This is a genomic window from Streptomyces sp. NPDC002676, assembly GCF_053592455.1.
Window position 1 is genome coordinate 181707 of the sequence record NZ_JBSFVT010000003.1, and the last position, 26128, is coordinate 207834.

25 protein-coding genes are annotated in these 26128 nt (G+C 70.7%); 11 read left to right on the forward strand and 14 right to left on the reverse strand.

The genetic code is table 11. The features are described 5' to 3' along the window. Positions 1-61 precede the first annotated feature (61 nt). On the reverse strand, positions 62-547 hold the full coding sequence (locus ACWD3E_RS11170) for an Lrp/AsnC family transcriptional regulator (protein WP_451387651.1): 486 nt from the start codon (positions 545-547) through the stop codon (positions 62-64). Between the two features lie 190 nt (positions 548-737). On the opposite strand from ACWD3E_RS11170, the gene pdhA (ACWD3E_RS11175) reads away from it, so the two are divergent. Genes pdhA (ACWD3E_RS11175) through ACWD3E_RS11200 form a run of 6 tightly spaced genes read left to right on the forward strand, consistent with a single transcriptional unit; the run spans position 738 to position 7643 of the window. Next, positions 738-1892, forward strand: a complete 1155-nt coding sequence (gene pdhA / locus ACWD3E_RS11175) for a pyruvate dehydrogenase (acetyl-transferring) E1 component subunit alpha (protein WP_451387270.1) — start codon at positions 738-740, stop codon at positions 1890-1892. Beyond that, positions 1889-2893, forward strand: a complete 1005-nt coding sequence (locus ACWD3E_RS11180) for an alpha-ketoacid dehydrogenase subunit beta (RefSeq protein WP_451387271.1) — start codon at positions 1889-1891, stop codon at positions 2891-2893. Before pdhA (ACWD3E_RS11175) ends, ACWD3E_RS11180 begins: the two co-directional genes overlap by 4 nt. Further along, complete coding sequence (locus ACWD3E_RS11185; RefSeq protein ID WP_451387272.1) at positions 2893-4263, forward strand: dihydrolipoamide acetyltransferase family protein; 1371 nt, start codon at positions 2893-2895, stop codon at positions 4261-4263. The genes ACWD3E_RS11180 and ACWD3E_RS11185 overlap by 1 nt, the downstream gene beginning before the upstream one ends. Positions 4264-4297: 34 nt before the next feature. After that, positions 4298-5227, forward strand: coding sequence for an NTP transferase domain-containing protein (locus ACWD3E_RS11190; protein ID WP_451387273.1), 930 nt, complete (start codon positions 4298-4300; stop codon positions 5225-5227). Further along, on the forward strand, positions 5224-6624 hold the full coding sequence (locus ACWD3E_RS11195; protein ID WP_451387274.1) for a molybdopterin molybdotransferase MoeA: 1401 nt from the start codon (positions 5224-5226) through the stop codon (positions 6622-6624). The genes ACWD3E_RS11190 and ACWD3E_RS11195 overlap by 4 nt, the downstream gene beginning before the upstream one ends. 38 nt (positions 6625-6662) lie before the next feature. Next, positions 6663-7643: an NAD(P)H-quinone oxidoreductase gene (locus tag ACWD3E_RS11200; protein WP_451387275.1), complete on the forward strand. Its 981-nt coding sequence runs from the start codon at positions 6663-6665 to the stop codon at positions 7641-7643. A 36-nt stretch (positions 7644-7679) separates the two neighbouring features. Here ACWD3E_RS11200 and ACWD3E_RS11205 read toward each other — a convergent pair whose 3' ends face one another. Further along, the gene (locus tag ACWD3E_RS11205) at positions 7680-8309 is read right to left on the reverse strand and encodes a hypothetical protein (protein WP_451387276.1); all 630 of its coding nucleotides are present in this window, start codon (positions 8307-8309) and stop codon (positions 7680-7682) included. A 188-nt stretch (positions 8310-8497) separates the two neighbouring features. Here ACWD3E_RS11205 and ACWD3E_RS11210 point away from each other — a divergent pair, with 188 nt between their 5' ends. Next, positions 8498-9040 carry a bacterial proteasome activator family protein gene (locus ACWD3E_RS11210; protein ID WP_451387277.1) on the forward strand — a complete coding sequence of 181 codons (543 nt, stop codon included), beginning with the start codon at positions 8498-8500 and terminating at the stop codon, positions 9038-9040. Between the two features lie 118 nt (positions 9041-9158). Here the strand turns inward: ACWD3E_RS11210 and ACWD3E_RS11215 are convergent, their stop codons facing one another. Further along, positions 9159-10799: a protein kinase domain-containing protein gene (locus ACWD3E_RS11215; RefSeq protein WP_451387278.1), complete on the reverse strand. Its 1641-nt coding sequence runs from the start codon at positions 10797-10799 to the stop codon at positions 9159-9161. 347 nt (positions 10800-11146) lie between these two features. Here ACWD3E_RS11215 and ACWD3E_RS11220 point away from each other — a divergent pair, with 347 nt between their 5' ends. Next, positions 11147-12745, forward strand: coding sequence for a protein kinase domain-containing protein (locus tag ACWD3E_RS11220; protein ID WP_451387279.1), 1599 nt, complete (start codon positions 11147-11149; stop codon positions 12743-12745). Between the two features lie 87 nt (positions 12746-12832). Here the strand turns inward: ACWD3E_RS11220 and ACWD3E_RS11225 are convergent, their stop codons facing one another. Then, on the reverse strand, positions 12833-13876 hold the full coding sequence (locus ACWD3E_RS11225) for a phosphotransferase (RefSeq protein WP_451387280.1): 1044 nt from the start codon (positions 13874-13876) through the stop codon (positions 12833-12835). 653 nt (positions 13877-14529) lie between these two features. On the opposite strand from ACWD3E_RS11225, the gene pdhA (ACWD3E_RS11230) reads away from it, so the two are divergent. The 3 genes from pdhA (ACWD3E_RS11230) to ACWD3E_RS11240 are packed head-to-tail and all read left to right on the forward strand — an operon-like array spanning position 14530 to position 18166. Continuing rightward, positions 14530-15723, forward strand: coding sequence for a pyruvate dehydrogenase (acetyl-transferring) E1 component subunit alpha (pdhA, locus tag ACWD3E_RS11230; RefSeq protein WP_451387281.1), 1194 nt, complete (start codon positions 14530-14532; stop codon positions 15721-15723). A 23-nt stretch (positions 15724-15746) separates the two neighbouring features. Beyond that, entirely contained in the window at positions 15747-16712 is a 966-nt protein-coding gene (locus ACWD3E_RS11235; protein ID WP_451387652.1) for an alpha-ketoacid dehydrogenase subunit beta, read from the forward strand. Between the two features lie 11 nt (positions 16713-16723). Continuing rightward, positions 16724-18166 (forward strand): dihydrolipoamide acetyltransferase family protein, encoded by a 1443-nt coding sequence (locus tag ACWD3E_RS11240; RefSeq protein ID WP_451387282.1) that lies wholly within the window; start codon positions 16724-16726, stop codon positions 18164-18166. A 69-nt stretch (positions 18167-18235) separates the two neighbouring features. Here ACWD3E_RS11240 and ACWD3E_RS11245 read toward each other — a convergent pair whose 3' ends face one another. From ACWD3E_RS11245 to ACWD3E_RS11290, 10 genes are all read right to left on the reverse strand, one after another. After that, the gene (locus ACWD3E_RS11245; protein ID WP_451387283.1) at positions 18236-19192 is read right to left on the reverse strand and encodes a BRO-N domain-containing protein; all 957 of its coding nucleotides are present in this window, start codon (positions 19190-19192) and stop codon (positions 18236-18238) included. A gap of 130 nt (positions 19193-19322) precedes the next feature. Then, on the reverse strand, positions 19323-19976 hold the full coding sequence (locus tag ACWD3E_RS11250) for a contact-dependent growth inhibition system immunity protein (RefSeq protein ID WP_451387284.1): 654 nt from the start codon (positions 19974-19976) through the stop codon (positions 19323-19325). 22 nt (positions 19977-19998) lie between these two features. After that, a complete protein-coding gene (locus ACWD3E_RS11255; RefSeq protein ID WP_451387285.1) occupies positions 19999-20307 on the reverse strand; it encodes an RNase A-like domain-containing protein in 309 nt (102 codons plus the stop codon). Then, complete coding sequence (locus ACWD3E_RS11260; RefSeq protein ID WP_451387286.1) at positions 20304-20957, reverse strand: hypothetical protein; 654 nt, start codon at positions 20955-20957, stop codon at positions 20304-20306. Before ACWD3E_RS11260 ends, ACWD3E_RS11255 begins: the two co-directional genes overlap by 4 nt. A 15-nt stretch (positions 20958-20972) precedes the next feature. Next, positions 20973-22697, reverse strand: coding sequence for an RNase A-like domain-containing protein (locus ACWD3E_RS11265; protein WP_451387287.1), 1725 nt, complete (start codon positions 22695-22697; stop codon positions 20973-20975). Next, positions 22697-23008 carry a WXG100 family type VII secretion target gene (locus tag ACWD3E_RS11270; protein ID WP_451387288.1) on the reverse strand — a complete coding sequence of 104 codons (312 nt, stop codon included), beginning with the start codon at positions 23006-23008 and terminating at the stop codon, positions 22697-22699. The genes ACWD3E_RS11265 and ACWD3E_RS11270 overlap by 1 nt, the downstream gene beginning before the upstream one ends. Before the next feature lie 59 nt (positions 23009-23067). After that, the gene (locus ACWD3E_RS11275; protein ID WP_451387289.1) at positions 23068-23493 is read right to left on the reverse strand and encodes a WXG100 family type VII secretion target; all 426 of its coding nucleotides are present in this window, start codon (positions 23491-23493) and stop codon (positions 23068-23070) included. A 106-nt stretch (positions 23494-23599) separates the two neighbouring features. After that, positions 23600-24592 carry a DUF1648 domain-containing protein gene (locus tag ACWD3E_RS11280; protein ID WP_451387290.1) on the reverse strand — a complete coding sequence of 331 codons (993 nt, stop codon included), beginning with the start codon at positions 24590-24592 and terminating at the stop codon, positions 23600-23602. Next, positions 24589-24936, reverse strand: a complete 348-nt coding sequence (locus ACWD3E_RS11285) for a GntR family transcriptional regulator (protein WP_451387291.1) — start codon at positions 24934-24936, stop codon at positions 24589-24591. Before ACWD3E_RS11285 ends, ACWD3E_RS11280 begins: the two co-directional genes overlap by 4 nt. A 123-nt stretch (positions 24937-25059) precedes the next feature. Then, on the reverse strand, positions 25060-25998 hold the full coding sequence (locus tag ACWD3E_RS11290; RefSeq protein ID WP_451387292.1) for a D-alanyl-D-alanine carboxypeptidase family protein: 939 nt from the start codon (positions 25996-25998) through the stop codon (positions 25060-25062). Positions 25999-26128: the final 130 nt, after the last annotated feature.

Sequence of the window (26128 nt, forward strand, 5' to 3'; positions counted from 1 at the left end):
TCTGACCCCGGCCTGCGCCAGGCCTGACCCCGGCCTGCCCCGGGCTGACCTCGGCGCGGCGTCACCCGTCCGGCTCCAGGTCCTCCTCCTCGAACACCAGCAGCGTGCGCGTGCTCAGCACCTCGGGGATCGCCTGGAGCCGGGTGAGCACCAGCTCGCGCAGCGCCCTGTTGTCGGGCGTGTGCACCAGCAGCAGCACGTCGAAGTCCCCGCCCACCAGCGCGATGTGGGAGGCGCCCGGAAGCCGGCGCAGATGCTCGCGGACCGTGCGCCAGGTGTTCTGGACGATCTTCAGCGTGACGTACGCCGACGTGCCGTGCCCCGCTCGTTCGTGGTCCACGCGGGCGCTGAAGCCCCTGATCACGCCGTCCTCGACGAGCCGGTTGATACGCGCGTAGGCGTTGGCACGCGAGACGTGGACCCGTTCGGCGACCGACCGTATGGAGGCGCGCCCGTCCGCCTGGAGGATCTTCAGGATGTCCTGATCGATGGCGTCGAGCGGACGCGGCGGCGCGAGCGGGGCGCTCCCCTTCGGCCCGTCGGCCATTTGTTCAGCTGCCATGTCCCCCCGCTTTGCCGCCGTGGACGTCCTGCATTCATTCCAGGCTGTGCAGAACCGATTGTCCACAGCCTGAAGGGGCCTGTAGCCAAAATGTGCCGACGACCGAACAATCGGTAGGTGAGGCGGGTCACAGCCGACACGCCTCCCGTAGCCACTCCCACGAGGAGGTGCCGTCATGACGGTCATGGAGCAGCGGGGCGCGTACCGGCCATCGCCGCCGCCCGCCTGGCAGCCCCGTATGGACCCCGCGCCGCTGCTGCCCGACGCCGAGCCCTATCGCGTCCTCGGCACCGAGGCGGCCGGCAAGGCCGACCCGGACCTGCTGCGCCGGCTCTACGCCCAGCTGGTGCGCGGTCGCCGCTACAACGCGCAGGCCACCGCGCTCACCAAGCAGGGCCGCCTCGCCGTCTACCCCTCCAGCACCGGCCAGGAGGCCTGCGAGGTCGCCGCCGCGCTCGCCCTTGAGGAGCGCGACTGGCTCTTCCCGAGCTACCGCGACACCCTCGCCGCGGTCGCCCGGGGCGTCGACCCCGTCGAGGCCCTGACCCTGCTGCGCGGCGACTGGCACACCGGCTACGACCCCTACGCCCACCGGGTCGCCCCCCTGAGCACCCCGCTGGCGACCCAGCTCCCGCACGCCGTCGGCCTCGCCCACGCCGCCCGCCTCAAGGGCGACGACGTGGTCGCGCTCGCCCTGGTCGGCGACGGCGGCACCAGCGAGGGCGACTTCCACGAGGCGCTGAACTTCGCCGCCGTCTGGAAGGCGCCGGTCGTCTTCCTCGTGCAGAACAACGGCTTCGCCATCTCCGTCCCGCTCGACAAGCAGACCGCCGCGCCCTCCCTGGCCTACAAGGCCGTCGGGTACGGCATGCCGGGCCGGCTGGTCGACGGCAACGACGCCGTCGCCGTCCATGAGGTGCTCGGCGACGCCGTACGGCGCGCCCGCGCGGGCGGCGGCCCGACCCTGATCGAGGCGGTGACCTACCGCATCGACGCCCACACCAACGCCGACGACGCCACCCGCTACCGGGGCGACGCCGAGATCGAGGCCTGGCGCGCCCACGACCCGATCGAGCTGCTGGAGCGGGAGATGACCACGCGCGGACTGCTCGACCAGGCCGGTATCGAGGCCGCCCGGCAGGACGCCGAGACGATGGCCGCGGACCTGCGCGAACGCATGAACCGCGACCCCGAGCTGAACCCCATGGACCTGTTCGACCACGTGTACGCCGAGACCACGGCGCAACTGCGCGAACAGCGTGCGCTGTTGCAGGCCGAGCTGGCGGCCGAGCAGGACGACGAGCACCACCAGGAAGGCGGTCACCGATGACCACCGTGGCCGTCAAGCCCGCCACCATGGCGCAAGCCCTCACGCGCGCGATGCGCGACGCGATGGCCGACGACCCCACCGTGCACGTCATGGGCGAGGACGTCGGCACGCTCGGCGGTGTCTTCCGGATCACCGACGGACTCGCCAAGGAGTTCGGCGAGGACCGCTGCACCGACACCCCGCTCGCGGAGGCGGGCATCCTCGGCACCGCCGTCGGCATGGCCATGTACGGGCTGCGCCCGGTCGTGGAGATGCAGTTCGACGCCTTCGCCTACCCGGCGTTCGAGCAACTGATCAGCCACGTCTCCCGGATGCGCAACCGCACGCGCGGCAGGATGCCCCTGCCCATCACCGTCCGCGTCCCCTACGGCGGCGGCATCGGCGGCGTCGAGCACCACAGCGACTCCTCCGAGGCCTACTACATGGCCACCCCCGGCCTGCACGTCGTCACGCCCGCGACCGTCGCCGACGCCTACGGGCTGCTGCGCCAGGCCATCGCCTCCGACGACCCGGTCGTCTTCATGGAGCCCAAGCGCCTGTACTGGTCGAAGGACTCCTGGAACCCCGAGCACCCCACCGATGTCGAACCCATCGGACGGGCGGTCGTCCGGCGCCCCGGCAGCAGCGCCACGCTCATCACCTACGGCCCCTCCCTGCCGGTCTGCATGGAGGCCGCCGAGGCCGCACAGGCCGAGGGCTGGGACCTGGAGGTCGTCGACCTGCGCTCCCTGGTGCCGTTCGACGACGAGACGGTCTGCGCGGCCGTACGGCGCACCGGACGCGCGGTCGTCGTGCACGAGGCGACCGGGTTCGGCGGACCGGGCGGGGAGATCGCGGCCCGGATCAGCGAGCGCTGCTTCCACCACCTGGAGGCGCCGGTGCTGCGCGTGGCCGGCTTCGACATCCCCTACCCGCCGCCCATGCTGGAGCGGCACCACCTGCCCGGTGTCGACCGCATCCTGGACGCCGTCGCGCGTCTGCAGTGGGAGGCCGAGGGCTGATGGCACAGGTGCTGGAGTTCAAACTTCCCGACCTCGGCGAAGGACTCACCGAGGCGGAGATCGTCCGCTGGCTGGTGCAGGTCGGTGACGTCGTCGCCATCGACCAGCCGGTCGTGGAGGTCGAGACGGCCAAGGCGATGGTCGAGGTCCCCTGCCCGTACGGCGGCGTGGTCACCGCCCGCTTCGGCGAGGAGGGCACGGAACTGCCCGTCGGTGCCCCGCTGTTGACGGTCGCCGTGGGCCCGTCGGCTCCCGAGGGGGAGAGCGAGGGCTCGGGCAACGTGCTGGTCGGCTACGGCACCTCGGAAGCCCCGACCCGACGGCGCAGGGTGCGGCCGGCATCGCCGGTGGTTTCCACCAGGGCCGCGCGTGCGCACGAGGGCGCAGCCCCGGCGGCTCAGGCAGCCGCGGTCACCCCGGCCACCCCGGTGGTCCATGCCGAAGGCCCCGTTCCCGTGATCTCGCCCCTGGTGCGCCGGCTCGCCCGTGAGGGCGGTGTGGATCTGCGCTGCCTGGCGGGTTCGGGACCGGAGGGACTGATCCTGCGCGCGGACGTCGAGAACGCGCTCCGGGCGCAGGCGGCGCAGGCCCCGGCGGGACAGGTCCAGGCGGCACCCGCCCGTACGGCCGAGGCGCTCACCGCCTCCGTGCCCGCGGCGGCCACGCCCTCCCCCCTCCGCAACGGCATCCGCACCCCCCTCAAGGGCATTCGCGGGGCTGTCGCCGACAAGCTGTCGCGCAGCCGCCGGGAGATCCCCGACGCCACCTGCTGGGTGGACGCGGACGCCACCGAACTCATGCGCGCGCGGGCCGCGATGAACGCGGGCGGCGGAGCGAAGATCTCCCTCATCGCCCTGCTCGCGCGCATCTGCACCGCCGCCCTCGCCCGGTTCCCCGAGCTGAACTCCTACGTCGACGCCGATGCCCGCGAGGTCGTCCAGCTCGACCACGTGCACCTCGGGTTCGCCGCGCAGACCGAGCGCGGACTGGTCGTACCGGTCGTCCGGGACGCCCACACGCGCGACGCCGAGTCGCTGGCCGCCGAGTTCGCCCGGCTCACCGAGGCCGCGCGGACCGGGACGCTCACCCCCGGGGACCTCACCGGCGGCACCTTCACGTTGAACAACTACGGAGTCTTCGGCGTCGACGGCTCCACCCCGATCATCAACCACCCCGAAGCAGCCATGCTCGGCGTCGGCCGCATCATCCCCAAGCCCTGGGTGCACGAGGGCGAGCTGGCGGTGCGCCAGGTCGTCCAGCTCTCGCTCACCTTCGACCACCGGGTGTGCGACGGCGGCACGGCAGGCGGCTTCCTGCGGTACGTGGCGGACTGCGTGGAACAGCCGACGGTGCTCCTGCGCACACTGTGACCCCGGGAGGAACAAAGACAGACATACTCGGGGGGTGACCGAGAACGCTCCCGCCGCCCCCGGGACCCCCGCGCCGTACGACGCCGTCGTGCTCGCCGGCGGCGCCGCCCGGCGGCTCGGCGGGGCCGACAAGCCCGGGGTGCGGGTCGGCGGGCGCGCGCTGCTCGACCGGGTGCTCGCGGCGTGCGCGGGCGCCCGCACCACCGTGGTCGTGGCCGGCCCCCGGTCCACCGTGCGCCCCGTGCGCTGGGCGCGCGAGGAGCCGCCCGGTGCCGGGCCGGTCGCCGCGCTGGAGGCCGGCCTGCGCCACACCACCGCCGAGCACGCGGTCGTTCTCTCCGCCGACCTGCCGTTCCTCGAAGCGGCGACGGTGGAGCGGCTGCTGACCGCCCTGGCCGCCGCCGGCGCCGACGGCGCGCTGCTCACCGACGCAGACGGCCGCGACCAGCCGCTCGTGGCCGCCTACCGCACGGCTGCCCTGCGCCGCGAACTCGCCACCCTCGCCGAGGCGCACCACGGCCTCACCGGCCTGCCCCTGCGCCGGCTCACCGGCGCCCTCCAGCTCACCCGCGTCCCGGACCCGCTCGCGTCCTTCGACTGCGACACCTGGGACGACATCGCCGACGCCAGGGCACGCATCAGGGAGCATGGGCACGTGTTGCATGAATGGATCTCCGCAGTCAAGGACGAACTGGGCATCGAACTGGACGTCGACACCGGCGTCCTGCTCGACCTGGCCCGCGATGCCGCGCACAACGTGGCCCGGCCCGCCGCCCCGCTGACCACCTTCCTCGTCGGCTACGCCGCCGCCCAGGGCAAGGGCGGACCCGAAGCCGTCGCCGAGGCCGCCCGCAAGGCCGCCGCGCTGGCGCTGCGCTGGGAGACGGAGAACGCAGGGAACGCAGGGAGCGATGCGAACCCCACCGGACCGGGCGGGGGCGCCTCCGCCCCGGACGCCGGATGACCGCCCCCCACCGGGCCGCGGCGGCGCCCGAGGACATCGACGAACTCGACGTCGAGGAGGCCCTGGCCCTCGTGAGGGACCCCAAGCACGACAGCGCCCGTCATGTGCCCGCCCCCGCCCCGCAGGGCGAGCCCCGGCCGGCCGAACCGGGGTGGACCGAGCGGCACAAGGCCACCCCCTGGCCGCAGGCCCGCGAGATCGCCGCGCGCGCCGCACGCCCCAGCCGCGGCGGCACGGGTGCCGGGCCCAGCGCCGCCCGCCGGGCCCCCGTCTCCGTATCCCTCGCCGACGCGCTCGGCCTGGTCCTGGCCGCCCCCCTCGACGCGCTGACCGACCTGCCCTCCTTCGACACCTCCGCGATGGACGGCTGGGCGGTCGCGGGCCCCGGCCCCTGGGACGTGCGGGACGACGGCGTACTCGCCGGGCACGCGCTGCCCGAGCCGCTCACCGACGGCGAGGCGGTCCGCATCGCCACGGGGGCCCGCATTCCCGCCGACACCACCGCCGTCCTGCGCAGCGAACACGGCCGGCTCGACGCCAAGGGCCGCCTGCACCCCCTGCACGAACTGAGCCACGGCCACGACATCCGCCCGCGCGGCCAGGAGTGCCGCAGCGGCGACCAGTTGCTGCCCGTCGGCACGCTGGTCACCCCGGCCGTCCTGGGCCTGGCGGCAGCCGCCGGATACGACACCGTCACCGCCGTCCCCCGGCCGCGCGCCGAAGTTTTCGTCCTCGGCGACGAGTTGCTCACCGAAGGGCTCCCGCACGACGGGCTGATCCGTGACGCGCTCGGCCCCATGCTGCCGTCCTGGCTGCGTGCCCTCGGCGCCGAAGTGACCGCCGTGCGCAGGGTCGGCGACGACGCCGAGGCCCTGTACCGGGCGGTCACCGCCTCCACCGCCGACCTGGTCGTCACCACCGGCGGCACCGCCGGCGGACCCGTCGACCACGTCCACCCCACCCTGGAACGCATCGGCGCCGAACTCCTCGTAGACGGGGTCAAGGTGCGCCCCGGCCACCCCATGCTGCTGGCCCGCCTCAACGAGACCCAGCACCTCGTCGGCCTGCCCGGCAACCCCCTCGCGGCCGTCTCCGGCCTGCTCACGCTCGCCGAGCCCCTGCTGCGCACCCTGGCCGCCCGCCCCGCCCCGGAGGCGTACACGCTGCCGCTCGGGGAGGCGGTGCACGGGCATCCGTACGACACCCGGCTCATCCCCGTGGTGCTGCGCGGCGACCGTGCGATGCCGCTGCACTACAACGGCCCGGCCATGCTGCGCGGCGTCGCCGCCGCCGACGCCGTGGCGGTCGTACCGCCGGGCGGGGCACGCCAGGGGGAGGAAGCGGAACTGCTGGACCTGCCGTGGGCTGCCGCCGGGATCGAGGTCTGTTTCACGTGAAACGTCCGGGCTGTGAGGCCCGGTGTAGCGTCGCCCGCATGCATGCGATCACGATTCCCGAACCCGGTGGTCCCGAGGCGCTCGTGTGGGACGAGGTCCCCGATCCCGTGCCCGGCGAGGGCGAGGTGCTGGTCGAGGTGGTGGCCAGCGCCGTCAACCGCGCCGACATCCTCCAGCGGCAGGGCTTCTACAACCCGCCCCCCGGTGCGTCCCCCTACCCCGGCCTGGAGTGCTCCGGCCGGATCGCCGCGCTCGGCCCCGGGGTGTCCGGCTGGGCCGTCGGCGAGGAGGTGTGCGCGCTGCTCGCGGGCGGCGGCTACGCCCAGAAGGTCGTCGTTCCTGCCGGACAGCTGCTGCCCGTGCCCGCCGGCGTCGACGTCAAGCAGGCCGCGGCACTGCCCGAGGTGGTCTGCACGGTCTGGTCCAACGTCTTCATGATCGCCCACCTGCGCCCCGGCGAGACGCTGCTCGTGCACGGCGGCTCCAGCGGCATCGGCACCATGGCGATTCAGCTCGCCAAGGCGGTCGGCGCCAAGGTCGCGGTGACGGCCGGCACGAAGGAGAAGCTGGAGCGCTGCGCCGAGCTGGGCGCGGACATCCTGATCAACTATCGCGAGCAGGACTTCGTCGCCGAGATCCAGCAGGCCACCGACGGCGCGGGCGCCGACGTCATCCTCGACAACATGGGCGCCAAGTACCTGGACCGCAACATCCAGGCGCTCGCCGTCAACGGGCGGCTCGCGATCATCGGCATGCAGGGTGGAGCCAAGGGCGAGCTGAACATCGGTGCCCTGCTGAGCAAGCGGGCCGCCATCAGCGCGACCTCGCTGCGCGCCCGCCCGCTGAGCGAGAAGACGTCCATCGTGGCCGCCGTACGCGAACACGTGTGGCCACTGGTCGCCGCGGGCCGTGTCCGCCCGGTCGTGGACCGCGAACTGCCCATGCCGGAGGCGGCCGAGGCCCACCGCGTGGTGGAGGAGAGCGGTCACATCGGGAAGGTGCTGCTGGTCACGCCCTAGCGGCGTACAGGCGCACCGGCGTACCGGCGTCGTAGGTCAGCTCCTGCGGATCCGCAGCCCCAGGAACGCGAGGCCCAGGCCCAGGCCGATGAGGACCAGGCCGCTGCCCAGCGGCAGGATCTGCAGGACCGGCTCGCTCGCCCCGGCCCGGGTCTGGCCCTCGCCCTGGTGGACGGTGGCCGGGGGCAGTTGGGCCTTGTCGGGCGGGGTGGTCGTGGGCGTCTCGGCGGTCCCGGCCGGGGGGTCCGCCGTCTCCGGTTCCTCCGGCCGGGCGGCGTCGGTGTCGGGGACCCTTTGCGGCACGGAGTTGTCGTCGCCCTCCACCTCGGCCGCGGGGCCGTCGGGCCGGCCAGGCCGCATCCGCCCCTCGCCGGGCCGGCTCCCCGCACGCGACGGCTGGACGGCGTGCCCGTGGGTGGATGGCGAGGCCGAGGGTGAGGCGGAACGGTGCGCATGGGCGGCGGGCGACGGTACGGCGGCCGTGGGGCCGGGGGAGCGCGAGGGGACGGGCTCGGTGCGGTACGCGTGGGCCGTGCCGTACGCCGTGACGGTGCCGTATGCGTGGGCCGCGCCGTACGCGGTGGCTATGTCGTACGCGGGCAGGGCCACCGCCAGGGCGAGCAGCAGTCGCACGAGGCGGAGCGTGAGTCGCAGCCATGGAGTCACGTCGGTGACCTCCTGGAGCAAAAATCGACGGACCCCTAGCCTCACATTCAATGGCAAACCGGGCATTCCGGATTGGGCCGACGGGTCTAAGCCCGTCCGTAGCCCTTCTGAGCCCGGCCTTTACGGTGGATCACCCGCGCCAGGGGGCACCACGGTGGTGAGGTATACGGGTGCGAGAGAATGGCGGCATGGAGATGCCGAGGAACGAAAGGTCGCCGGAGAACCCGCAGATCCTGGTCGTGGGCCAGGACGGGCTGGCGCTCAGCGGTGGCAACGGGGACGAGGACTCCCGCGAGACTCCGTTGACGGATCAGGTCGAGCAGCCTGCCAAGGTCATGCGGATCGGCAGCATGATCAAGCAGCTCCTGGAGGAGGTGCGCGCGGCTCCTCTGGACGAGGCCAGCCGGGTCCGGCTCAAGGAGATCCACCGCAGCTCGGTCAAGGAGCTGGAGGACGGCCTGGCGCCGGAGCTGGTCGAGGAACTGGAGCGGCTCTCCCTGCCGTTCACTGACGAGGCGACCCCGAGCGACGCCGAACTGCGCATCGCGCAGGCGCAGCTCGTGGGCTGGCTGGAGGGCCTCTTCCACGGGATCCAGACGACGCTGTTCGCCCAGCAGATGGCCGCGCGGGCCCAGCTGGAGCAGATGCGGCGGGCGCTTCCGCCGGGCGTGGGCCACGACGGCCACGAGGACCAGCACACCGGCGGCCGTGCGGGCGGACCGTACCTGTAGACCCGATCACCACCAGCGCGTCACCACCAGCGCGAAGGGCCCGGCGAAAAACCGCCGGGCCCTTTCGATGTCTGTGCCGATGCCTGCCGTGCCGCCTGCTCCGGCATCCGTGCCGTGATCAGCTCGGCGGGTTGCCCGTGGACACGTTGAGCTGGATCTCGACGTTCTTCGGATCCACGTCCGTGTCCTCCTTGGGGAACTGGTCGATGACCGTGCCGTCGCCCCAGGTGTTGTCGTCGACCTTGACGACCTTCACGGTCCAACCCGCGGCCTGCGCGCAGTCCTTGACGGACTTGATGTTCTTGAACCGGAAGTCCGGCAGCATCACCTTGTCCGGGTCCTCGTACGACTCCGTCGGCTCGGTGCACTCGGTCTTTTCGATCACCTTGGTGGTGTCGGGACCGCGGTAGCCGGGCTTGTGGGCGGGGGAGGCCGACGCGCTCGCGTGGGTGTTCCCGCCCTTGTCGTCGCTGCCGCCGCCGCTCATCGCCAGCGCGACGATCAGGCCGACGACCGCGATCAGGGACACCGCGACCGAGCCGATGATCACCGGCTTGTTGCCCTTGCCGCCGCCCGAGGCGGGGGACTGCGTGCCCGTCTGCGGCGAGATCGTGTACGGCGGCGGGGTCGCGGGCGTCTGCTGGCCGTAGCCCATCGGCGCAGGCGTGTGGTAGCCGCCCTGCTGCGGGTAGCCGTACGCGGGGGCGGGAGGGGGCGTCGGGGCGCCGTACGGGCCCGGGGCCGGGGTCGGCTGGTACGGCGACTGGACCGGGCCGGTGGGCCCTGGGGCCGCCTGGCCGACCGGCGGGAACACCGCGGAGCCGACGCCCGCGCCGCTCTGCCCGGTGGCGCCGGGCACGATGCTCGGCGGGGCCGCCTGGAAGGAGGCGGCGACGCGCAGGCACTCGTCGCGCATCGCCTCGGCGGTCGGGAAACGCTCGTTCGGGTTCTTCTTCAGCGCGCGGGCGACCAGCGCGTCCACCGCGGGCGGCAGGGACCGGTTGATCGAGGAGGGCGCCACCGGCTCCTCCTGCACATGCGCGTACGCGATCGCCAGCGGCGAGTCCGCGTCGAACGGCAGCCGCCCGGTGACCAGCTGGAACAGCATGATGCCGACCGAGTACAGGTCGGAGCGGGCGTCCACGCCCCGGCCGAGGGCCTGCTCGGGCGAGAGGTACTGCGGGGTGCCGACGACCATGCCGGTCTGGGTCATCGAGGTGACGCCGGACTGCATGGCGCGGGCGATGCCGAAGTCCATGACCTTGACCACGCCGCGCTTGGTCATCATCACGTTGCCCGGCTTGATGTCGCGGTGGACCAGCCCCATCTCGTGGCTGATCTCCAGCGCCGCCAGCACATCGGCGGTGATCTTCAGCGCCTTGTCGGCGGGCATCGCGCCGTACTGGCGGATGTCGTCCTCCAGGACCGAGCCCAGCGGGCGGCCCTCGACGTACTCCATGACGATGTACGGAGTCGTCATGCCGCCGAGCTCGTCCTCGCCGGTGTCGAAGACGGAGACGATGTTGGTGTGCGTGAGCTTGGCCACGGCCTGGGCCTCGCGGCGGAAGCGCTCACGGAAGGCCTGTTCCCGGCCGAGTTCGGTGTGCAGGGTCTTGATCGCGACCTGGCGGTCGAGCACGGCGTCGTACGCCAGATGCACCGAGGCCATACCGCCCTCGCCGAGCAGGTCGCGCAGCTGATAGCGGCCTCCGGCCACTGCCTGCCCCGCGTGCCGGCCTTGTGCGCCGTCCTGGCTCATCTCTCCGCATCCCCCACTGGCCGTCCGGCGCCGTCGCTGATCGAGTTGATCGGATAGGCCTTGATCGAATGTGTCATTCCCGGCCAAGTCTGCCCCAGGGCACTGACACGTCAAGCTCGGTGCCCGTTCCGTGACCGTACGCGAAAGAAGCGTCGCGCAAGCGTTACAGCGGGCGTACGCCCGGCACACAGAATTTGCACGACAGCGCGTGCTACGGGTTTCATGGCCGGTCCGGCTCCGGGCGGTTCCGGTTCCGGGCCGGCGGTATCCACGGAGGCTGTAGCGTGGCCGACGGAGACCCGTGACAACACCGCGCGCACCGCGGGCAGAGACGACGGCGAGGACCCATGGCACAGACGCACAGCGCCCAGGGCCCGTCCGACCCCGAGGCGACTGGCGGTGGCATGTCAGACACGCCGGAGATGTGGGGCAACGGAGGGCTCGTCGGCGACGGCCGGTACCGGCTGACCCACCGGCTGGGCCGGGGCGGCATGGCCGAGGTCTTCGCGGCCGAGGACGTGCGCCTGGGCCGTACGGTCGCGGTCAAGCTGCTCCGTGCCGACCTCGCCGAGGACCCGGTCTCCAAGGCCCGCTTCACGCGTGAGGCACAGTCGGTCGCCGGGCTCAACCACCACGCGATCGTCGCCGTGTACGACTCCGGCGAGGACGCGGTCGGCGGCCAGTCCGTGCCGTACATCGTGATGGAGCTGGTCGAGGGCCGCACCATCCGCGACCTGCTGATCAACGCCGAGGCGCCGGGCCCCGAGCAGGCCCTGATCATCGTCTCCGGGGTGCTGGAGGCGCTCGCCTACTCGCACCAGCACGGCATCGTGCACCGCGACATCAAGCCCGCCAACGTGATCATCACCGACAGCGGCGCCGTCAAGGTCATGGACTTCGGCATCGCCCGCGCCCTGCACGGCGCCTCGACAACGATGACGCAGACCGGCATGGTCATGGGCACTCCGCAGTACCTCTCCCCGGAGCAGGCGCTCGGCAAGGCCGTCGACCACCGCTCCGACCTGTACGCGACCGGCTGCCTGATGTACGAACTGCTCGCGCTCAGGCCCCCGTTCACCGGCGAGACCCCGCTGTCGGTGGTCTACCAGCACGTCCAGGACATGCCCGTGCCGCCGTCGCAGATCTCCGAGGCCGGCTGCCCGCCGGAGCTGGACGGCCTGGTCATGCGCTCGCTCGCCAAGGACCCCGACGACCGCTTCCAGACGGCCGAGGAGATGCGCGGCCTGGTCCAGTACGGGCTGCAGATGCTCTACGAGCAGGGCGCCCACACCGGCACCTGGAACACCGGTCCGGTGGCCGCGCACGACGGCCGGCAGACCCCGCCGGGCGGCTTCGCGCCGACGACCGCCATGCAGCACCCGATGAATGGCTCGGGCACCACGCAGATCCCGCAGCCGATGCTGCCCCACGGGTACGGGGGCGGCGACGACGGCGGCTTCGAGGGGCACGGCAACAAGGGCAGCGGGCGCGGCAAGCTGTGGATCCTCGCCGTCCTCGCGGTGATCGCGATCGCGGTGGGCGTGGCCGTGGCGCTGAAGCACGGGAACGACAGCGGGGGCAGCGGCGGCGGCAGCACGCCGACGGCGACCCACTCCAAGAGCACCAAGCACGAAACGCCCACGACGAGCCCGACCGACGACAGCACCGACCAGCCCAGCGACACGTCCACGGACGACGGCGGCTCGGACACGGGCACCGGCCCCGGCTGGACGCAGTCGTCCACGCCGTCGACCACCCCGTCCGACACGGCCACCACCGACCCGACCGACCAGCCGACGGATCCGCAGACCACGCCGACGGACCCGACGGATCCGCCGACCGATCCGACGGACCCGACGACGGACCCGACGACGGATCCGGAGACCGGCGGCACGGACGTGGGCGGCCTCACCGACGGCGGCACGGACGCGGGCACCGGGCCGTGAAGCGGTCCCGCGCCCACTGGGACGGCGCCGGGCGGCGTCCCCTGGTCCGGCGTCACCCTGAGGTAGCGCCGGCACCCTGAGGCGCCGTCACTCCGCGAACGCGTCGCACACCGCGTCGTACTCCCGGGTCCACCACACCGCGAGCGCGGAGGCGGCGGGGAACTGGCAGTCCGCGCGGGTGTCGCCGCGCTCGTAGTGCCAGCGCAGCATCCAGAAGTCGTTCAGGCGTTCCCACCACACGCGGTGCACGGCCGCCGCCAGCTCCGAGGGCGTGGCCTTGGCCGCGCGGCGGTACGTGCGCGCGTAGGACCGCACTTTCGGCAGGTCGAGCGTCCCCGCGGGCCGTACGAAGAAGATCGCGGCGGCGCGTACGGCCTCCTCCGCGCGGGGCTGCACGCCCAGCCGGTCCCAGTCCACGATGGCGGCCGGGGCGTCGTCCTTGTAGAGCAGGTTGAAGGGGTGGAAGTCCCCGTGCACCCAGCCCACCGAGCCGCCGCGCGGCGGGCGCCGGTGCGCGTGCTGTTCCAGCAGGTCCCGCCGCTCCAGGAGTCGGTGCCGGGCCAGTTCGTCGAAGGCGTCCGCGGGGCGGTGGCGGCGGACGTGGCCGAGCAGGTCGTCGATGAGGGCGAAGGTGTCGGCCGGATCGGCGCTCTCCACGGGGTGGGGGCTCGTGGCCGGGCGGGTGCGCCCCTTGGGCGGCATCACGCGCTCCAGGCAGGCGTGTACGGCGCCCAGGAGCGCCCCCAGGCGTGCGCTCTCGGCGCGGGTGAGCTGGCCGCCGTGCCGGTGTCCGCCGTCGATCCAGGGGTGCAGGGCGTAGGCGTGGCCGCCGACGACGGCGACCGTGCGGCCCTCGCGGTGCGCTAGCGGCGGGGCGACCGGGACGCCGAGGTCTGCCAGCCGCTGGGTGGCCCGGTGCCGGCGTTCGATGGCGGCCGGGTCGGCGGTGTCCGGGTCGAAGTGGTGCTTGAGGAAGTATCGGCCGCTGGTCGTGCGCAGCCGGTAGCCGCGGTTGAGCAGACCTTGGTCGACGGGCTCGCAGGCGAGGGCGGTACCGGCGGCGTACAGGCGCAGCAGGGCGCCCAGAGGGGGCGCGTGGGGGACAGGGGGTAGTACACAAGAGCGCGGCACGCGGCAGATGCTAGGGCACGGAAAGAGGGCCGTGAGCTGGGGCTTGTCACAGATAGTCGCCGACGGTCGCTTTCGGTCACGCGGCGTCAAACTCGGGTGATCACGTAGGTGATCCCGCATGTGATCCCGCATGTGATCCCGTAAAGAAACTCAAGCGTTTCCCCGCTTTTCCGCTGCATTCGCGCGGCCTGAGTACGGCATAACCGGCGGCGCGGGAACGGGGTGACCGGAATCCGTTACTGGCGAGTAGGTCACCGTGTCGGCCTCACCGACGGCCCCGGCCTGGTGACCATCACCCAGAAATACGGTGATTTGTCGGCCTTCGCGTGAGCGATCAGTCTCACAAATTGGCTCTTCCCGAGGCCGGGGTCGCCGGGATACGGTGCCGTAGCTCCGGCCTCCTGCAAGGCTGTGACCAGCGACCTTTCGGTTTTCGCGCTTTTACTTGGAAATCCAAGCAAAAACGCAGGTCAGAAGGGGTTTCACAGAAATGTGGAGCACTGGGTAACGTGAATGTTGCAGGGCGCTCGCCGGGGCACCTGTCACGCCTGTTCCCGGCCGAGTGGCACCCACCCCGTGCCCCTGGGACGACAACAGGTGAGCCGCACTGGCCTACCGGCAACCCCGGCGGCCGGAACGACGGAGGAGCACACGTGACCGTGGAGAGCAGTGCCGCGCGCCAGCCGCGACGCACCGCCGCAGGCAAGGCCGGCACGACCGGCGGCAAGCGCACCACCCGCACCACCGCGAAGAAGAGCCACGAACCCGAACTCGTGCAGCTTCTGACGCCGGAGGGCAAGCGGGTCAAGAACGCCGAGTACGACTCCTACGTCGCCGGCATCACCCCCGAAGAGCTCCGCGGCCTGTACCGCGACATGGTGCTCACCCGCCGCTTCGACGCCGAGGCCACCGCGCTGCAGCGCCAGGGCGAGCTGGGCCTGTGGGCCTCGCTGCTCGGCCAGGAGGCCGCCCAGATCGGCTCCGGCCGGGCCACCCGCGAGGACGACTACGTCTTCCCGACCTACCGCGAGCACGGCGTCGCCTGGTGCCGCGGGGTCGACCCGGCCAACCTGCTCGGCATGTTCCGGGGTGTGAACAACGGCGGCTGGGACCCGAACAGCAACAACTTCCACCTCTACACGATCGTCATCGGCTCGCAGACGCTGCACGCCACCGGCTACGCGATGGGCGTCGCCAAGGACGGTGCGGACTCGGCGGTCATCGCCTACTTCGGCGACGGCGCCTCCAGCCAGGGCGACGTGGCGGAATCGTTCACGTTCTCCGCGGTCTACAACGCCCCCGTGGTGTTCTTCTGCCAGAACAATCAGTGGGCGATCTCCGAGCCCACCGAGAAGCAGAGCCGCGTGCCGCTCTACCAGCGCGCGCAGGGCTTCGGCTTCCCGGGCGTGCGGGTGGACGGCAACGACGTGCTGGCCTGCCTCGCGGTCACCAAGTGGGCGCTGGAGCGCGCCCGCAGCGGCGAGGGCCCCACCCTGGTCGAGGCGTTCACCTACCGCATGGGCGCCCACACCACCTCCGACGACCCCACCCGCTACCGAGGTGACGAGGAGCGGCTGGCCTGGGAGGCGAAGGACCCGATCCTGCGCCTTCGCCGGTACCTGGAGGCCTCAAACCACGCGGACGAGGGATTCTTCGCGGAACTCGAAGTCGAGTCCGAGGCGTTGGGCAAACGAGTGCGCGAGGCGGTCCGTGCCATGCCGGATCCGGATCACTTCGCCATCTTCGAGAACGTGTACGCGGACGGGCACGCGCTCGTCGACGAGGAGCGCGCCCAGTTCGCCGCCTACCAGGCGTCGTTCGCGGATGCAGAGGCCGAGGGGGTCTGATCATGGCAGCGGAGACCAAGACCATGGCGATGGCCAAGGCGATCAACGAGTCGCTGCGCCGCGCCCTGGAAGCGGACCCCAAGGTCGTCATCATGGGCGAGGACGTCGGCAAGCTCGGCGGCGTCTTCCGGGTGACGGACGGCCTGCAGAAGGACTTCGGCGAGAGCCGCGTCATCGACACCCCGCTCGCCGAGTCGGGCATCGTCGGCACCGCGATCGGCCTGGCCCTGCGCGGCTACCGCCCGGTGGTGGAGATCCAGTTCGACGGCTTCGTCTTCCCGGCGTACGACCAGATCGTCACGCAGCTCGCGAAGATGCACGCCCGCGCCCTGGGCAAGGTCAAGATGCCGGTCGTCATCCGTATCCCCTACGGCGGCGGCATCGGCGCGGTCGAGCACCACTCGGAGTCCCCCGAGGCGCTGTTCGCGCACGTCGCCGGCCTGAAGGTCGTCAGCCCCTCCAACGCCTCCGACGCGTACTGGATGATGCAGCAGGCCATCCAGAGCGACGACCCGGTGATCTACTTCGAGCCCAAGCGGCGCTACTGGGACAAGGCCGAGGTCAGCACCGAAGCCATCCCCGGCCCGCTGCACAAGGCGAGCGTGGTCCGCGAGGGCACCGACCTCACCCTGGCCGCCTACGGCCCGATGGTGAAGCTGTGCCAGGAGGTCGCCGACGCGGCGGCCGAGGAGGGCAAGTCCCTCGAGGTCGTCGACCTGCGCTCGATCTCGCCGATCGACTTCGACACCGTCCAGGCGTCGGTCGAGAAGACCCGCCGCCTCGTCGTGGTCCACGAGGCGCCGGTGTTCTTCGGCTCCGGTGCGGAGATCGCCGCGCGGATCACCGAGCGCTGCTTCTACCACCTGGAGGCCCCGGTGCTCCGGGTCGGCGGCTACCACGCCCCGTACCCGCCGGCGCGCCTGGAGGAGGAGTACCTGCCGGGCCTGGACCGGGTGCTCGACGCCGTCGACCGCTCGCTGGCGTACTGAGGGAGAGGGTCGTGACGACGATGACGGAAGCATCCGTACGCGAGTTCAAGATGCCCGACGTGGGCGAGGGACTCACCGAGGCCGAGATCCTCAAGTGGTACGTGCAGCCCGGTGACACGGTCACCGACGGCCAGGTGGTGTGCGAGGTCGAGACCGCCAAGGCGGCCGTGGAGCTGCCCATCCCCTACGACGGCGTGGTGCACGCACTGCACTTCCCCGAGGGCACCACCGTCGACGTGGGCATGGCCATCATCGCGGTGGACGTGTCCGGCGGCGCCGCTCCGGCTCCCGCCGCCGCGCCCGCCGAGCAGCCGAAGGCGGAGGCTGCGCCTGCGGCCGAGGCGCCCAAGGAGGAGGAACCCAAGCCGCCGGCCCGCCAGCCGGTCCTGGTCGGCTACGGCGTGGCCACCTCCTCCACCAAGCGCCGCCCCCGCAAGGCCGCCCCCGGGACCACCGTCCCGGCGCCGTCGGCGACGCAGGCGATCCAGGGCGAGCTGAACGGCCACCCCGGCCAGGTCGCGGAGAAGCCCCGCCCGCTGGCCAAGCCGCCGGTGCGCAAGCTGGCCAAGGACCTCGGCGTCGACCTCACGGCCGTCATCCCGTCCGGCCCGGACGGCATCATCACGCGCGAGGACGTCCATGCGGCAGCGGCCCCGGCCGCCCCCGCCGAGCTGGTGGCCCCGGCGGTCCCCGCCCCGGTTTCGGCTCCTGCTCCGGTTTCCGCTCCCGCTCCGGTCGTCGCCTACGACGGCGCGCGCGAGACCCGCATCCCGGTCAAGGGCGTCCGCAAGATGACGGCCCAGGCGATGGTCTCCTCCGCGTTCACCGCCCCGCACGTCACGGAGTTCGTGACGGTGGACGTGACGCGCACGATGAAGCTGATCGAGGAGCTGAAGCAGGACAAGGAGATGCAGGGCCGGCGGGTGAACCCGCTCCTGCTGATCGCCAAGGCCCTGCTGGTCGCCATCAAGCGCAACCCGGAGATCAACGCCGCCTGGGACGAGGCGAACCAGGAGATCGTGCTCAAGCACTACGTGAACCTGGGCATCGCCGCGGCCACCCCGCGTGGCCTGATCGTCCCGAACATCAAGGACGCGCACGACAAGACGCTCCCGCAGCTGGCGGACGCGCTCGGCGAGCTGGTGTCCACGGCCAGGGAGGGCAAGACGTCCCCGGCCGCGATGCAGGGCGGCACGGTGACCATCACCAACGTCGGCGTCTTCGGCGTCGACACCGGCACGCCGATCCTCAACCCCGGCGAGTCCGCGATCCTCGCGGTCGGCGCGATCAAGCTCCAGCCTTGGGTCCACAAGGGCAAGGTGAAGCCGCGCCAGGTCACCACCCTGGCCCTGAGCTTCGACCACCGCCTCGTCGACGGCGAACTGGGCTCCAAGGTCCTCGCCGACGTGGCGGCGATCCTGGAACAGCCGAAGAGGCTCATCACCTGGGCGTAGGGCAGCTAGTCTGCGGGATGGGGCGGTCGCAACCACTTCTTGCGACCGCCCCCCTCTCTTCCAGGGCTGTCAGGGCCGGTTGAGCACGTACACCGGCGCCCCGTCCTCCGCCCCGCCCCGTGAGCGGATGCAGGCGTGCCTGCGGAGCAGACGGAGGCAGTCGTTGACGCGGCTTGCCGAAAGGCCCGTACGGGCGGCGATCGATTCGAGCGGCTCGCGCAGCTCACCCTTCTCGACGAGAACGGGGGCGATCACGACGGCCACCGTCCACACGTCCTCCGTCACCGACAGACGCTGCCGCCAGTCGGCCAGTACGGACTCGGTTGTGGGCACCAGCGTGAGATGGCGGCCGGGCATTTGATGTTCGAGGACGAGGGCGTCGAGCCGGTCCGCGATGCGTTCCATCGCCCGGACCATGGCCTGCTGCACGGCGAGTGTGGCCTTCTGCGTGGCCAGTGTCTCCCTTTGCAATGCGATCGATTCGCGCTGCCCGTTCGCAAGCTCTTCGTCCAACTGAAGGTTGTGCGCCTCAAGCCGGACGATGGCCTCCGCGACCTGCTCCGGCATGGCGTAGGCGATGGGGGCGCCTGGGTCGGCGGGCTGCACCTCGGCCTCTTCGAGCGTGTAAGTCCCCTCCCGCTGAACAGTCTCGATCACCTCGGCGGCCCACTGTTTGAAGGGGGCGCAGGCGGGCTTCGTGCAGGCGTTGACGAGGAGGATCAAGCCTTGGAGAGAGATGACGTTCAGGTCTCGGCGCCACTCTCTACCTGCGGGAATGCTGAGACCGTAAGCTCCAGTTACGGTCTCAAGAATCTCTCGGTGCGCATCGGGGACATGATCGGCTAGTGCCTGCCGCGAGTTGGTGTGACCCAACTGCTTGCACACATCCACCGCCGGGAACCAATGGGCCCCGTCCGGCATGGTCAGCCGTCGCACCCGTGCTCCGGTCGCCGCGTACACGAAGTCGCTGACGTCGATCGCCTCATGCCGCTCGCCCGCGTCGGGCCGCTTGCTGGGTTCGTTCATGTGAACCACCTCCGCCGCGGAACCTAGGGCGGCGAAATTCGAATATGCCAGCCGCAAGCGCGGAGGTTCACGATTGCGAGGGACAATCGCCAATTCTGCTGTCACGGGCCGGAGGTGTGTGCGCGAGGGGTCAACGTGTGAGCTGCTCGGCGACGAGTGCCAGCCAGCCACTGGGTGAGTACGGTGCTGGTGCATCGACCTCCATGCCAAGCTCGGCGACGGCGAGGGCGTAGTCGGACTCGTCGAGGTCGAGGGCGAGTAGTTCGTGCAGTTCGCCGGCGAGTCGGGCTACGAGCTGGGGGTCGGCGGAGTTCCGGTAGTCATCGACGGCTGCGTCGTGGTCGTCGAACTCGTCCGGCATGTCCTGGGAGAACCAGCCGCCGAGGAATTGGCCGAGTTCGGGGAAGCGGGCGTGCCATTCCCAGTGGGTGGCCGGAGCGGCTGGGGGCGGGACCTCGCCCTCCTCGATGCTGTGCTTGATGTGGTCGGCGAGGCAGTAGAGCCACTGCTGGATGTCGTCCTCGGACAGGCCGACGTCGGGGATGGCGTAGTACTCGCCGAGGCGCAGCCGGAGCCGTCCGGGAGGGTTGTCGGCGTACTCCCGTAGCTGTCGCTCGGCTACCGCAAGGGCCCACGGACGGCTGTGCCAGGTCTGCCGGAGGTAGGCGACCAGGGCCTGACCGGGCCGGTCGGGGGTGTCGTCCGCCGGCTGTCCGAGGTAGGCGCGCATGACCTGGTCGAGTTCGCCGTAGCGGCGGTCGTGTTCGAGGGGGCTCAGGGGCACGGTGGTCAGCCTCTACGGGTCTCTACAGGTAGATCGGGAAGGTGGCGTGGACGGTGAAGCCGTGCGGGCGGGACGCGTCCCGCTTGAGGGTCACCCTGGCCGCGCGGACGTCGACCGGCTCGCGGCCCGCCAGCATCATCGGCTGCGACAGGACCCGGCCGACCGGCTCGGACCGGGACGGCCAGGAGGCCTCGATGGTCAGGCGGGGGCGCGTGGACTGGGCGAGCCAGCGGTGGATGGCCTGCTCGTTGGCGGTGACGACCTGTTGGGTGGCCCATTGGGCGGTTTCCCGGTCGGGGTAGGAGGCGGAGTGGGTCGGATGCGCGGTCATGAGTGCTCTTGCTGCATGTGATCGTTGACGGTGGCGAGGAGTTCTTGCAGTCGGGTGCGCGTGGCCCATGACAGTCGCTCTGCGAGCGCGTCCGGACCCGGGAAGAGGGCCAGCGCTCGCTGTGCCTCCGTGGTGTAGGCGGCGGCGCGTTCGTGGCAGTACGGGTGCTCATCCGTCACGACGGAGCGCACCACTGACGCGAAATCCTTGTCGCCCTCGTCCATGAGAATCGCGTCGAGCCCGAACAGATAGGGAAAAGTCTGTAGGAACTCCCAGCGTTCCATGGGTAGTTCCCAATACTCGGGCGGCGGCTGGCGGTCATGGCTGCGAACAATTTCGGCGAGTGTGCGCAAGTAGTCCGCCGGCGCCATGTCGCCGCACGCTCGTTTCATCCTGTCCTGGAAATGCGACGGCAGTGATTCGAAGTCGGAGGTGGCGTCGATATGGTCGGCGATGACGTCCAGAATTCCTGTGGCCGCATACACGGAACAGTTCCACTGTGCGATCTTGTCGCCGCTGACGACTCGAATGTATCGCCGTATTTCGTCGTCCAGTGACAGCTTTCCCTTGGATTCCTGGGCCGCAATGGCGATGTCCAGGATCCGTGGTGCGGGCCCTTCGGAGAGCAGTGAAGGCGGGATCTGCTGCACAGTGAACTACCTCTCTCAAGGACCCTTGTGAGGCATGGCGGTAAGGACGATGAACGGCGGGTTCAGGTCCTTCTTGTAGATCAGACGGACCTGGACCCAGTGCATATCGTTCGCCTGGGCGTTCATGCCGTCTTTATCGTAGTCGTCGCGCGAGACGTTACGGCCTGTGTTCTGTCCGGGGAATTCCTTGTAGAGCGGAGGCTGTAGCTCTGATTTGTTCGGATCGTAATTAGGGTTGTTCTGGATCTTTTTCTGGACGCTTTGGATCCATTTATCGATCCGGTCCGCGTTGTCGATGTCCTCGATCGTTGCGGTGGTGTATTTCTGAGCGGACGCGAGATCTGTGAACGTGGAGGCCGCCGGGGCGCTGCTCTGATCGCGCAGCCGCACTCTCAGCTGGTCGTCGGTGAGGCCGACATGCTTGTCGATGACGTGACTGTCGTAGATGCCTTCCTGATTGGCCAGGTCCAACGGGAAGTACATGTTATCCGGGTCCTGCCCGGGAACGGTGAAGTGGTGCTCGTTCTTGTAGTCGTTGAGCGCCCGCGCGCCGAAGGCCTCGGCACGTGCTTCCTCCGCGTTGTAGGTGGGGGCGGCGAGCTTCGCCTCCTCCAAGTTTGGTTTCAATGCCGCGAATTGTGGTGTCAGCGCATTGACCCGAGTGTTGTAGTGCTCCACCGCGGCGTTCAGTGCGGCGGTGTCAAGGTTGAGCGTGATTTCGGCGCCGACTTCTGCTCCTGCCTTGGCGAGGCCCTTGATGAAGCGACCGACCGCCTTCGCTCCCTCCTTCACGTCCTCCAGGTCGACGCCGTCGCTGAGGTCGATGTTCCCAACCGCCTGTTTCACGGCGGCGAAATAGATGTCCCAGACCTTGCCGTTGAGCTCGACCGCGGCTTCGGCGAACTCGTAGAGCAGGTCGCTGATCTTCTTCGCGCTGTCGAAGAGAACCGACATGACCGGGTGTGTGGCGGTGGGGCTGGACGCCGAGTCGTGCTTCCACTGGTAGGGGGCGCCGGGGTCGTTCTTGCCCCAGGCCGTCGTGCCCCAGAGCGCGCTGCAGAACTGGCGCATGGCGTCGTACCACTCGCTGTTGCTCTGCTGCGTGATGCCGCTGACATAGCCGGTCAGCATGCTCTCCGTCGTGGAGAGCGTGATGGTCATGTTCCCCCACGACTGGGAGAGGGAGTCGAGATAGTGCTGCTGCGGAAAGGGGTAGACGTCGGCCACCTTGCCCCAGCGGAAGACGTGCTTCAGCAGAGGGCGGATGATGTGCCACACGACCTCGGGAATGCACTCGAGCAGCGAGCGGATGAAATCGTCGCCGCCGTCGTCGTCACCCCATTTGAGGTCGGGTACGGCTCCGTAGTCCGGCGCCTTGTCGATGACGTGAGGCGGTGGCTGGGTCTGGGGCTGTGTCTTTCCGGAGGCGTCGTTGGCCGCCTCGGCCTTCGAGTAGTTGTTCGCGGTGGTGGCGAAGCCGACGGCGGCACCGCCGATACTCTCCACGGACCTGGCCCACACGGCGAGGAAGAGGTTGCCGACCTCGACGTATGCCTTGGCGAAGTTCTCCGCGGCCGTTCCCTTGCCGCCGGCGTCCGGGTACTTGTGCAGCGCGGTGAGCAGGTCCTTGGCAGCCTTGTCGAAGGGGGTCTGCTGCCCGGCGAAACTGCCGGCGACGAAGTGCAGGTTGGACGGCTTGACGTCGATGGTGCCGTTCTGTGCCGGGACCGGCGTTCCCATCAGGCGGCTCCCCAGCCGCGCAGCACGGCCCGGTGTGCTGCCGCGTAGTTGGCGTGGCCGGTGGTGACGTACTCGTGCAGCCACTTCTGGGCCGCCTGGAGATCCTGGGCGGAGTGGTCCCATTCGTCGAGCTTCTGCACGAAGGTCTCGCGGGCCTCGCCCTTCCAGGACAGCACGACCGGTTCGACGCGGTCGTAGAGGTCGTCCAGTTTTCCGTTGAGCTGCTTGAGGATGTCCTCCAGCTCGGCAGCGAGTTCGTGAAGTGTGGAGAAGGAGACGGTTATGTGGTCGCCGTCGGCACCGGTCGACATGAATCCCCCTTGGTGTCGGTAACGATGGCTGCAAGGCAGGTGCGTTGCGGCTCGCGGCGTCAGAAGCCGTCCAGGCTGCTGCGCGGACGGGACGGTGTGCCGTCGGCTCCCGTGTTCGGCGTGGAGAGCTTGTCGACCTCGCTGTCGAGGTCCACGTGGACCCGTCGCATCTGTTCGAGCACGTGGAGATCGTCTGCGCTGAAACCGTCACGACTCAGCCGTACGGCTGTCTCCAGCTGCTTCATCACTTCCCGGATGCGTACGGCGTCCTCGGCCGCCGCCCGGTGGAACTCCCGGTACGCCGTGGCTGCCGGGCCGCGCCAGCCGGCCTCGATACGGTCGACGAGTTCGTCCATGCGCCGGACCTGCTTGTCGAGGTGGTCCTGCATGCCGTCGAGGTCTTCCGCGAGCTTGGTGAGGTCCTTGGACGACACCCGGAGGTCGGCCGCTCCGTTGTGCCCCGACGCATTCCCTCGTACGCCCATGTCGTATGCCTCCCCCCTTTACATCAGCATAGATCTCGACGCGTAAGCACCGATGGCTGGTTCCGCCCTCTGGGACGGCCGAACAGGCCAGGCCCGTAGGGGAGTTTCACCGCTGGTCTGCTCGGTGGGGCTGGGCCGACCGCAGCGCGTTGAGCAGGGCCGCCCCGCGCTCCGCGTCCTCCGCGCTCACCGCGAACTCTCTGCGTCGGCCGCGCGGATGGACGACCAGGCAGTCGCCGGCGCGGACCATCACCGTTGTGCCGGGGCCGGTGAGGCGGTAGCCCCAGCCGCCGACATGGGCCGGGGTGCGGTGTTCGGCGCGGGCCGAGTCGATGGCGGACGGGGTCCAGCGGCGGACCGGCCAGCCGAGCGGGCCGAAGGCCACCTCCAGGCCGCGTGCCGAGACCTGGGCCCGGACCGAGGCGGAGGCGGCCAGGGCGAGGGAGGCCGGTGCCGTTGCGGCGCACAGGGAGGAGAGGGCGGCTGGGGAGGCCAGGCCCGCGGCGAGGGCCGTGCCGGAGGCCAGCGCGATGAGGCCGGTCAGCAGGGCCATGCCCTGAAGCCAGGGGTTCGTGATGCGGGAGAACCAGGCCAGCTGCTGCCCCTCGGGTATCACCAGGGCGGGGGCCGGCGGTGCGGAGGCCGTCGGAGTCGGCAGGCGGTGGCGGGTCAGGAGCCACGCGGTCACGCCGGCCGCGACGGTGGTCACCAGGAGCGCCACGAGCCACATCGTCGGCTGGCTCGCCCGACGCCAGTCCGCGCGGTCGAGGTTCGCCCGGACCACGCAGGCCTGGGCGCCCATCAGGAGGACGCCGCCCGTCAGCAGCGTGATGGCGGCCACCGGGGCGGCGGACGGCCCGGAGCGGTGGCGTACCACCGTCGTCACCAGGGCCAGTGCCAGCCAGAGCAGCGCCGGGAACACGGCGGCGGCCCACAGCGGCATCGAGCCGTCGGGCCTGCCGCTCGTGCCGCTCCAATGGGTGGCCAGACGGTGGGGGAGGCGATCGCTCGCCGCCCAGGGCAGTACGGCGATCACCCCCGTGACGCCGGCGATCCCGGTCGCCGTCCCCCAGTTCCCCCAGTGCGTTCCCGACTTCACGACATCCCCCTGATCATCTCGATGAGATCCTGTCTGCTGTAGCCCAGGCGGGCCGCCTCGGCCACCAGCTCGTGCACGCGCGTGCGCAGCTCCGAGCGTTGGTCGGCGCCCTCGGCCACGGTCACCCCCCGCCCCCTGCGGAACTCCAGCAGGCCCTCGTCCCGGAGGGAACGCAGGCCGCGCAGAACGGTGTTGACGTTGATGTCCAGCGCCTGGGAGAGGTCGCGGGCCGACGGCAGGCGCTCGCCCGGACGGCACTCTCCCTCGGCGATGGCCCGCCGGAGGGCACCGGCCACCTGTTCGTGCAGGGGGCGCGTGTCCGTCTTGTCCAAACGCAGCAACATGGTGCTAGTGACGATAGCACCATACATTTCATTCGTCAGGGTCCGGGCACGTGCGGGCATGAGAAACGGGCCCGCCGTGAAGCCGAGGCTTCGCGGCGGGCCCGTTGTCGGAGGCTGGGCAGGTCAGTCCTGCGGTGCCCCCGCCGGGAGCTTGCGCAGGTGCATCGTGGTCGCCGAGGTGCTGCCGAACGCGTAGTCCATCAGCTTGGCGCCGTCCGTGAAGCGGTTCGCGTCGTTGAGGACCACGCCGATGACCGTCTTGCCGTTACGGGTCCCGGCGAAGACCAGGCAGGGACCGGCCGGCGTGTTGGTGCCCGTCTTCACGCCGATCGTGCCGCTGTAGGAGCCCAGCAGCTTGTTGCTGTTGTACCAGGTGTAGGTGCGGGTGCCGCCGGTGCTCGTCGGGGCGTACTGCACCGTGCTCGGCTTCTTCACGACGTCGCGGAACGCCGAGTACTTCATCGCGCTCGCGGCGAGCTTGGCGAGGTCGCGCGGCGACGTGTAGTTCGTGTTCTGCGTCGAGTTGCCGTCGAACGAGTCGAAGTGCGTGTTCGTCAGGTGGAGTTCGGTGGCCTTGGCGTTCATCTTGGAGATGAAGGACTTGGTGCGGGCCGTGACCGTCGTACCCGTGCCGAAGGTGTCGGCGAGCGCCATCGCGGCGTCACAGCCGGACGGCAGCAGCATCGCGTGCAGCAGCTGGCGGACGGTGAGCTTGTCGCCGGTCTTCAGGTCCGCCGAGCTCGCGCCCACCTTGGCGACGTAGTCCCGGTAGGCCTGCTTGATGGTGACCTGCTTGTCCAGGTTCAGGTTGGGGGTGCTCAGCACGACGCGGGCCGTCATGATCTTGGTGGTGCTCGCCATGGGCCGGTGGGTGTCGGCGGCCTTGCTGTACAGGGTGGAGCCCGTCGCGCTGTTGAGCATGAACGCGCCCTTGGCGGTGACCGTGGGCGCGGTCGCCGCCTGAGCGGGCACCGCGAGGGCGCCGCCGGCCAGCAGTGCGCCGGTGGTGACGACGACGGCTGCGGCTCTGCGGATACGAATGCTCTTGTTGACGGTTATCACTGTGATCGCTCCGAGTCTGAGAAATGCCTGTGAGGCGCCTCGAATGGAAAGGGGTGACTCCGAGGGGACACGCGAGGAGCGTGAAGGGTTGTGCGAGAAAGGGAAGTTGAGGGTGAATCAGGTAGCAGGA

Coding starts and splice junctions, on each gene's coding strand:
- ACWD3E_RS11255 (WP_451387285.1), bottom strand. CDS start 20,307: ATGACCGCGCATCCGACCCACTCCGCCTCCTACCCCGACCGGGAAACC.
- ACWD3E_RS11200 (WP_451387275.1), top strand. CDS start 6,663: ATGCATGCGATCACGATTCCCGAACCCGGTGGTCCCGAGGCGCTCGTG.
- ACWD3E_RS11265 (WP_451387287.1), bottom strand. CDS start 22,697: ATGGGAACGCCGGTCCCGGCACAGAACGGCACCATCGACGTCAAGCCG.
- ACWD3E_RS11185 (WP_451387272.1), top strand. CDS start 2,893: ATGGCACAGGTGCTGGAGTTCAAACTTCCCGACCTCGGCGAAGGACTC.
- ACWD3E_RS11215 (WP_451387278.1), bottom strand. CDS start 10,799: ATGAGCCAGGACGGCGCACAAGGCCGGCACGCGGGGCAGGCAGTGGCC.
- ACWD3E_RS11245 (WP_451387283.1), bottom strand. CDS start 19,192: ATGAACGAACCCAGCAAGCGGCCCGACGCGGGCGAGCGGCATGAGGCG.
- ACWD3E_RS11275 (WP_451387289.1), bottom strand. CDS start 23,493: ATGGGCGTACGAGGGAATGCGTCGGGGCACAACGGAGCGGCCGACCTC.
- ACWD3E_RS11170 (WP_451387651.1), bottom strand. CDS start 547: ATGGCCGACGGGCCGAAGGGGAGCGCCCCGCTCGCGCCGCCGCGTCCG.
- ACWD3E_RS11270 (WP_451387288.1), bottom strand. CDS start 23,008: ATGTCGACCGGTGCCGACGGCGACCACATAACCGTCTCCTTCTCCACA.
- pdhA (WP_451387270.1), top strand. CDS start 738: ATGACGGTCATGGAGCAGCGGGGCGCGTACCGGCCATCGCCGCCGCCC.
- ACWD3E_RS11285 (WP_451387291.1), bottom strand. CDS start 24,936: ATGTTGCTGCGTTTGGACAAGACGGACACGCGCCCCCTGCACGAACAG.
- ACWD3E_RS11210 (WP_451387277.1), top strand. CDS start 8,498: ATGGAGATGCCGAGGAACGAAAGGTCGCCGGAGAACCCGCAGATCCTG.
- ACWD3E_RS11235 (WP_451387652.1), top strand. CDS start 15,747: ATGGCGATGGCCAAGGCGATCAACGAGTCGCTGCGCCGCGCCCTGGAA.
- ACWD3E_RS11195 (WP_451387274.1), top strand. CDS start 5,224: ATGACCGCCCCCCACCGGGCCGCGGCGGCGCCCGAGGACATCGACGAA.
- ACWD3E_RS11220 (WP_451387279.1), top strand. CDS start 11,147: ATGGCACAGACGCACAGCGCCCAGGGCCCGTCCGACCCCGAGGCGACT.
- ACWD3E_RS11180 (WP_451387271.1), top strand. CDS start 1,889: ATGACCACCGTGGCCGTCAAGCCCGCCACCATGGCGCAAGCCCTCACG.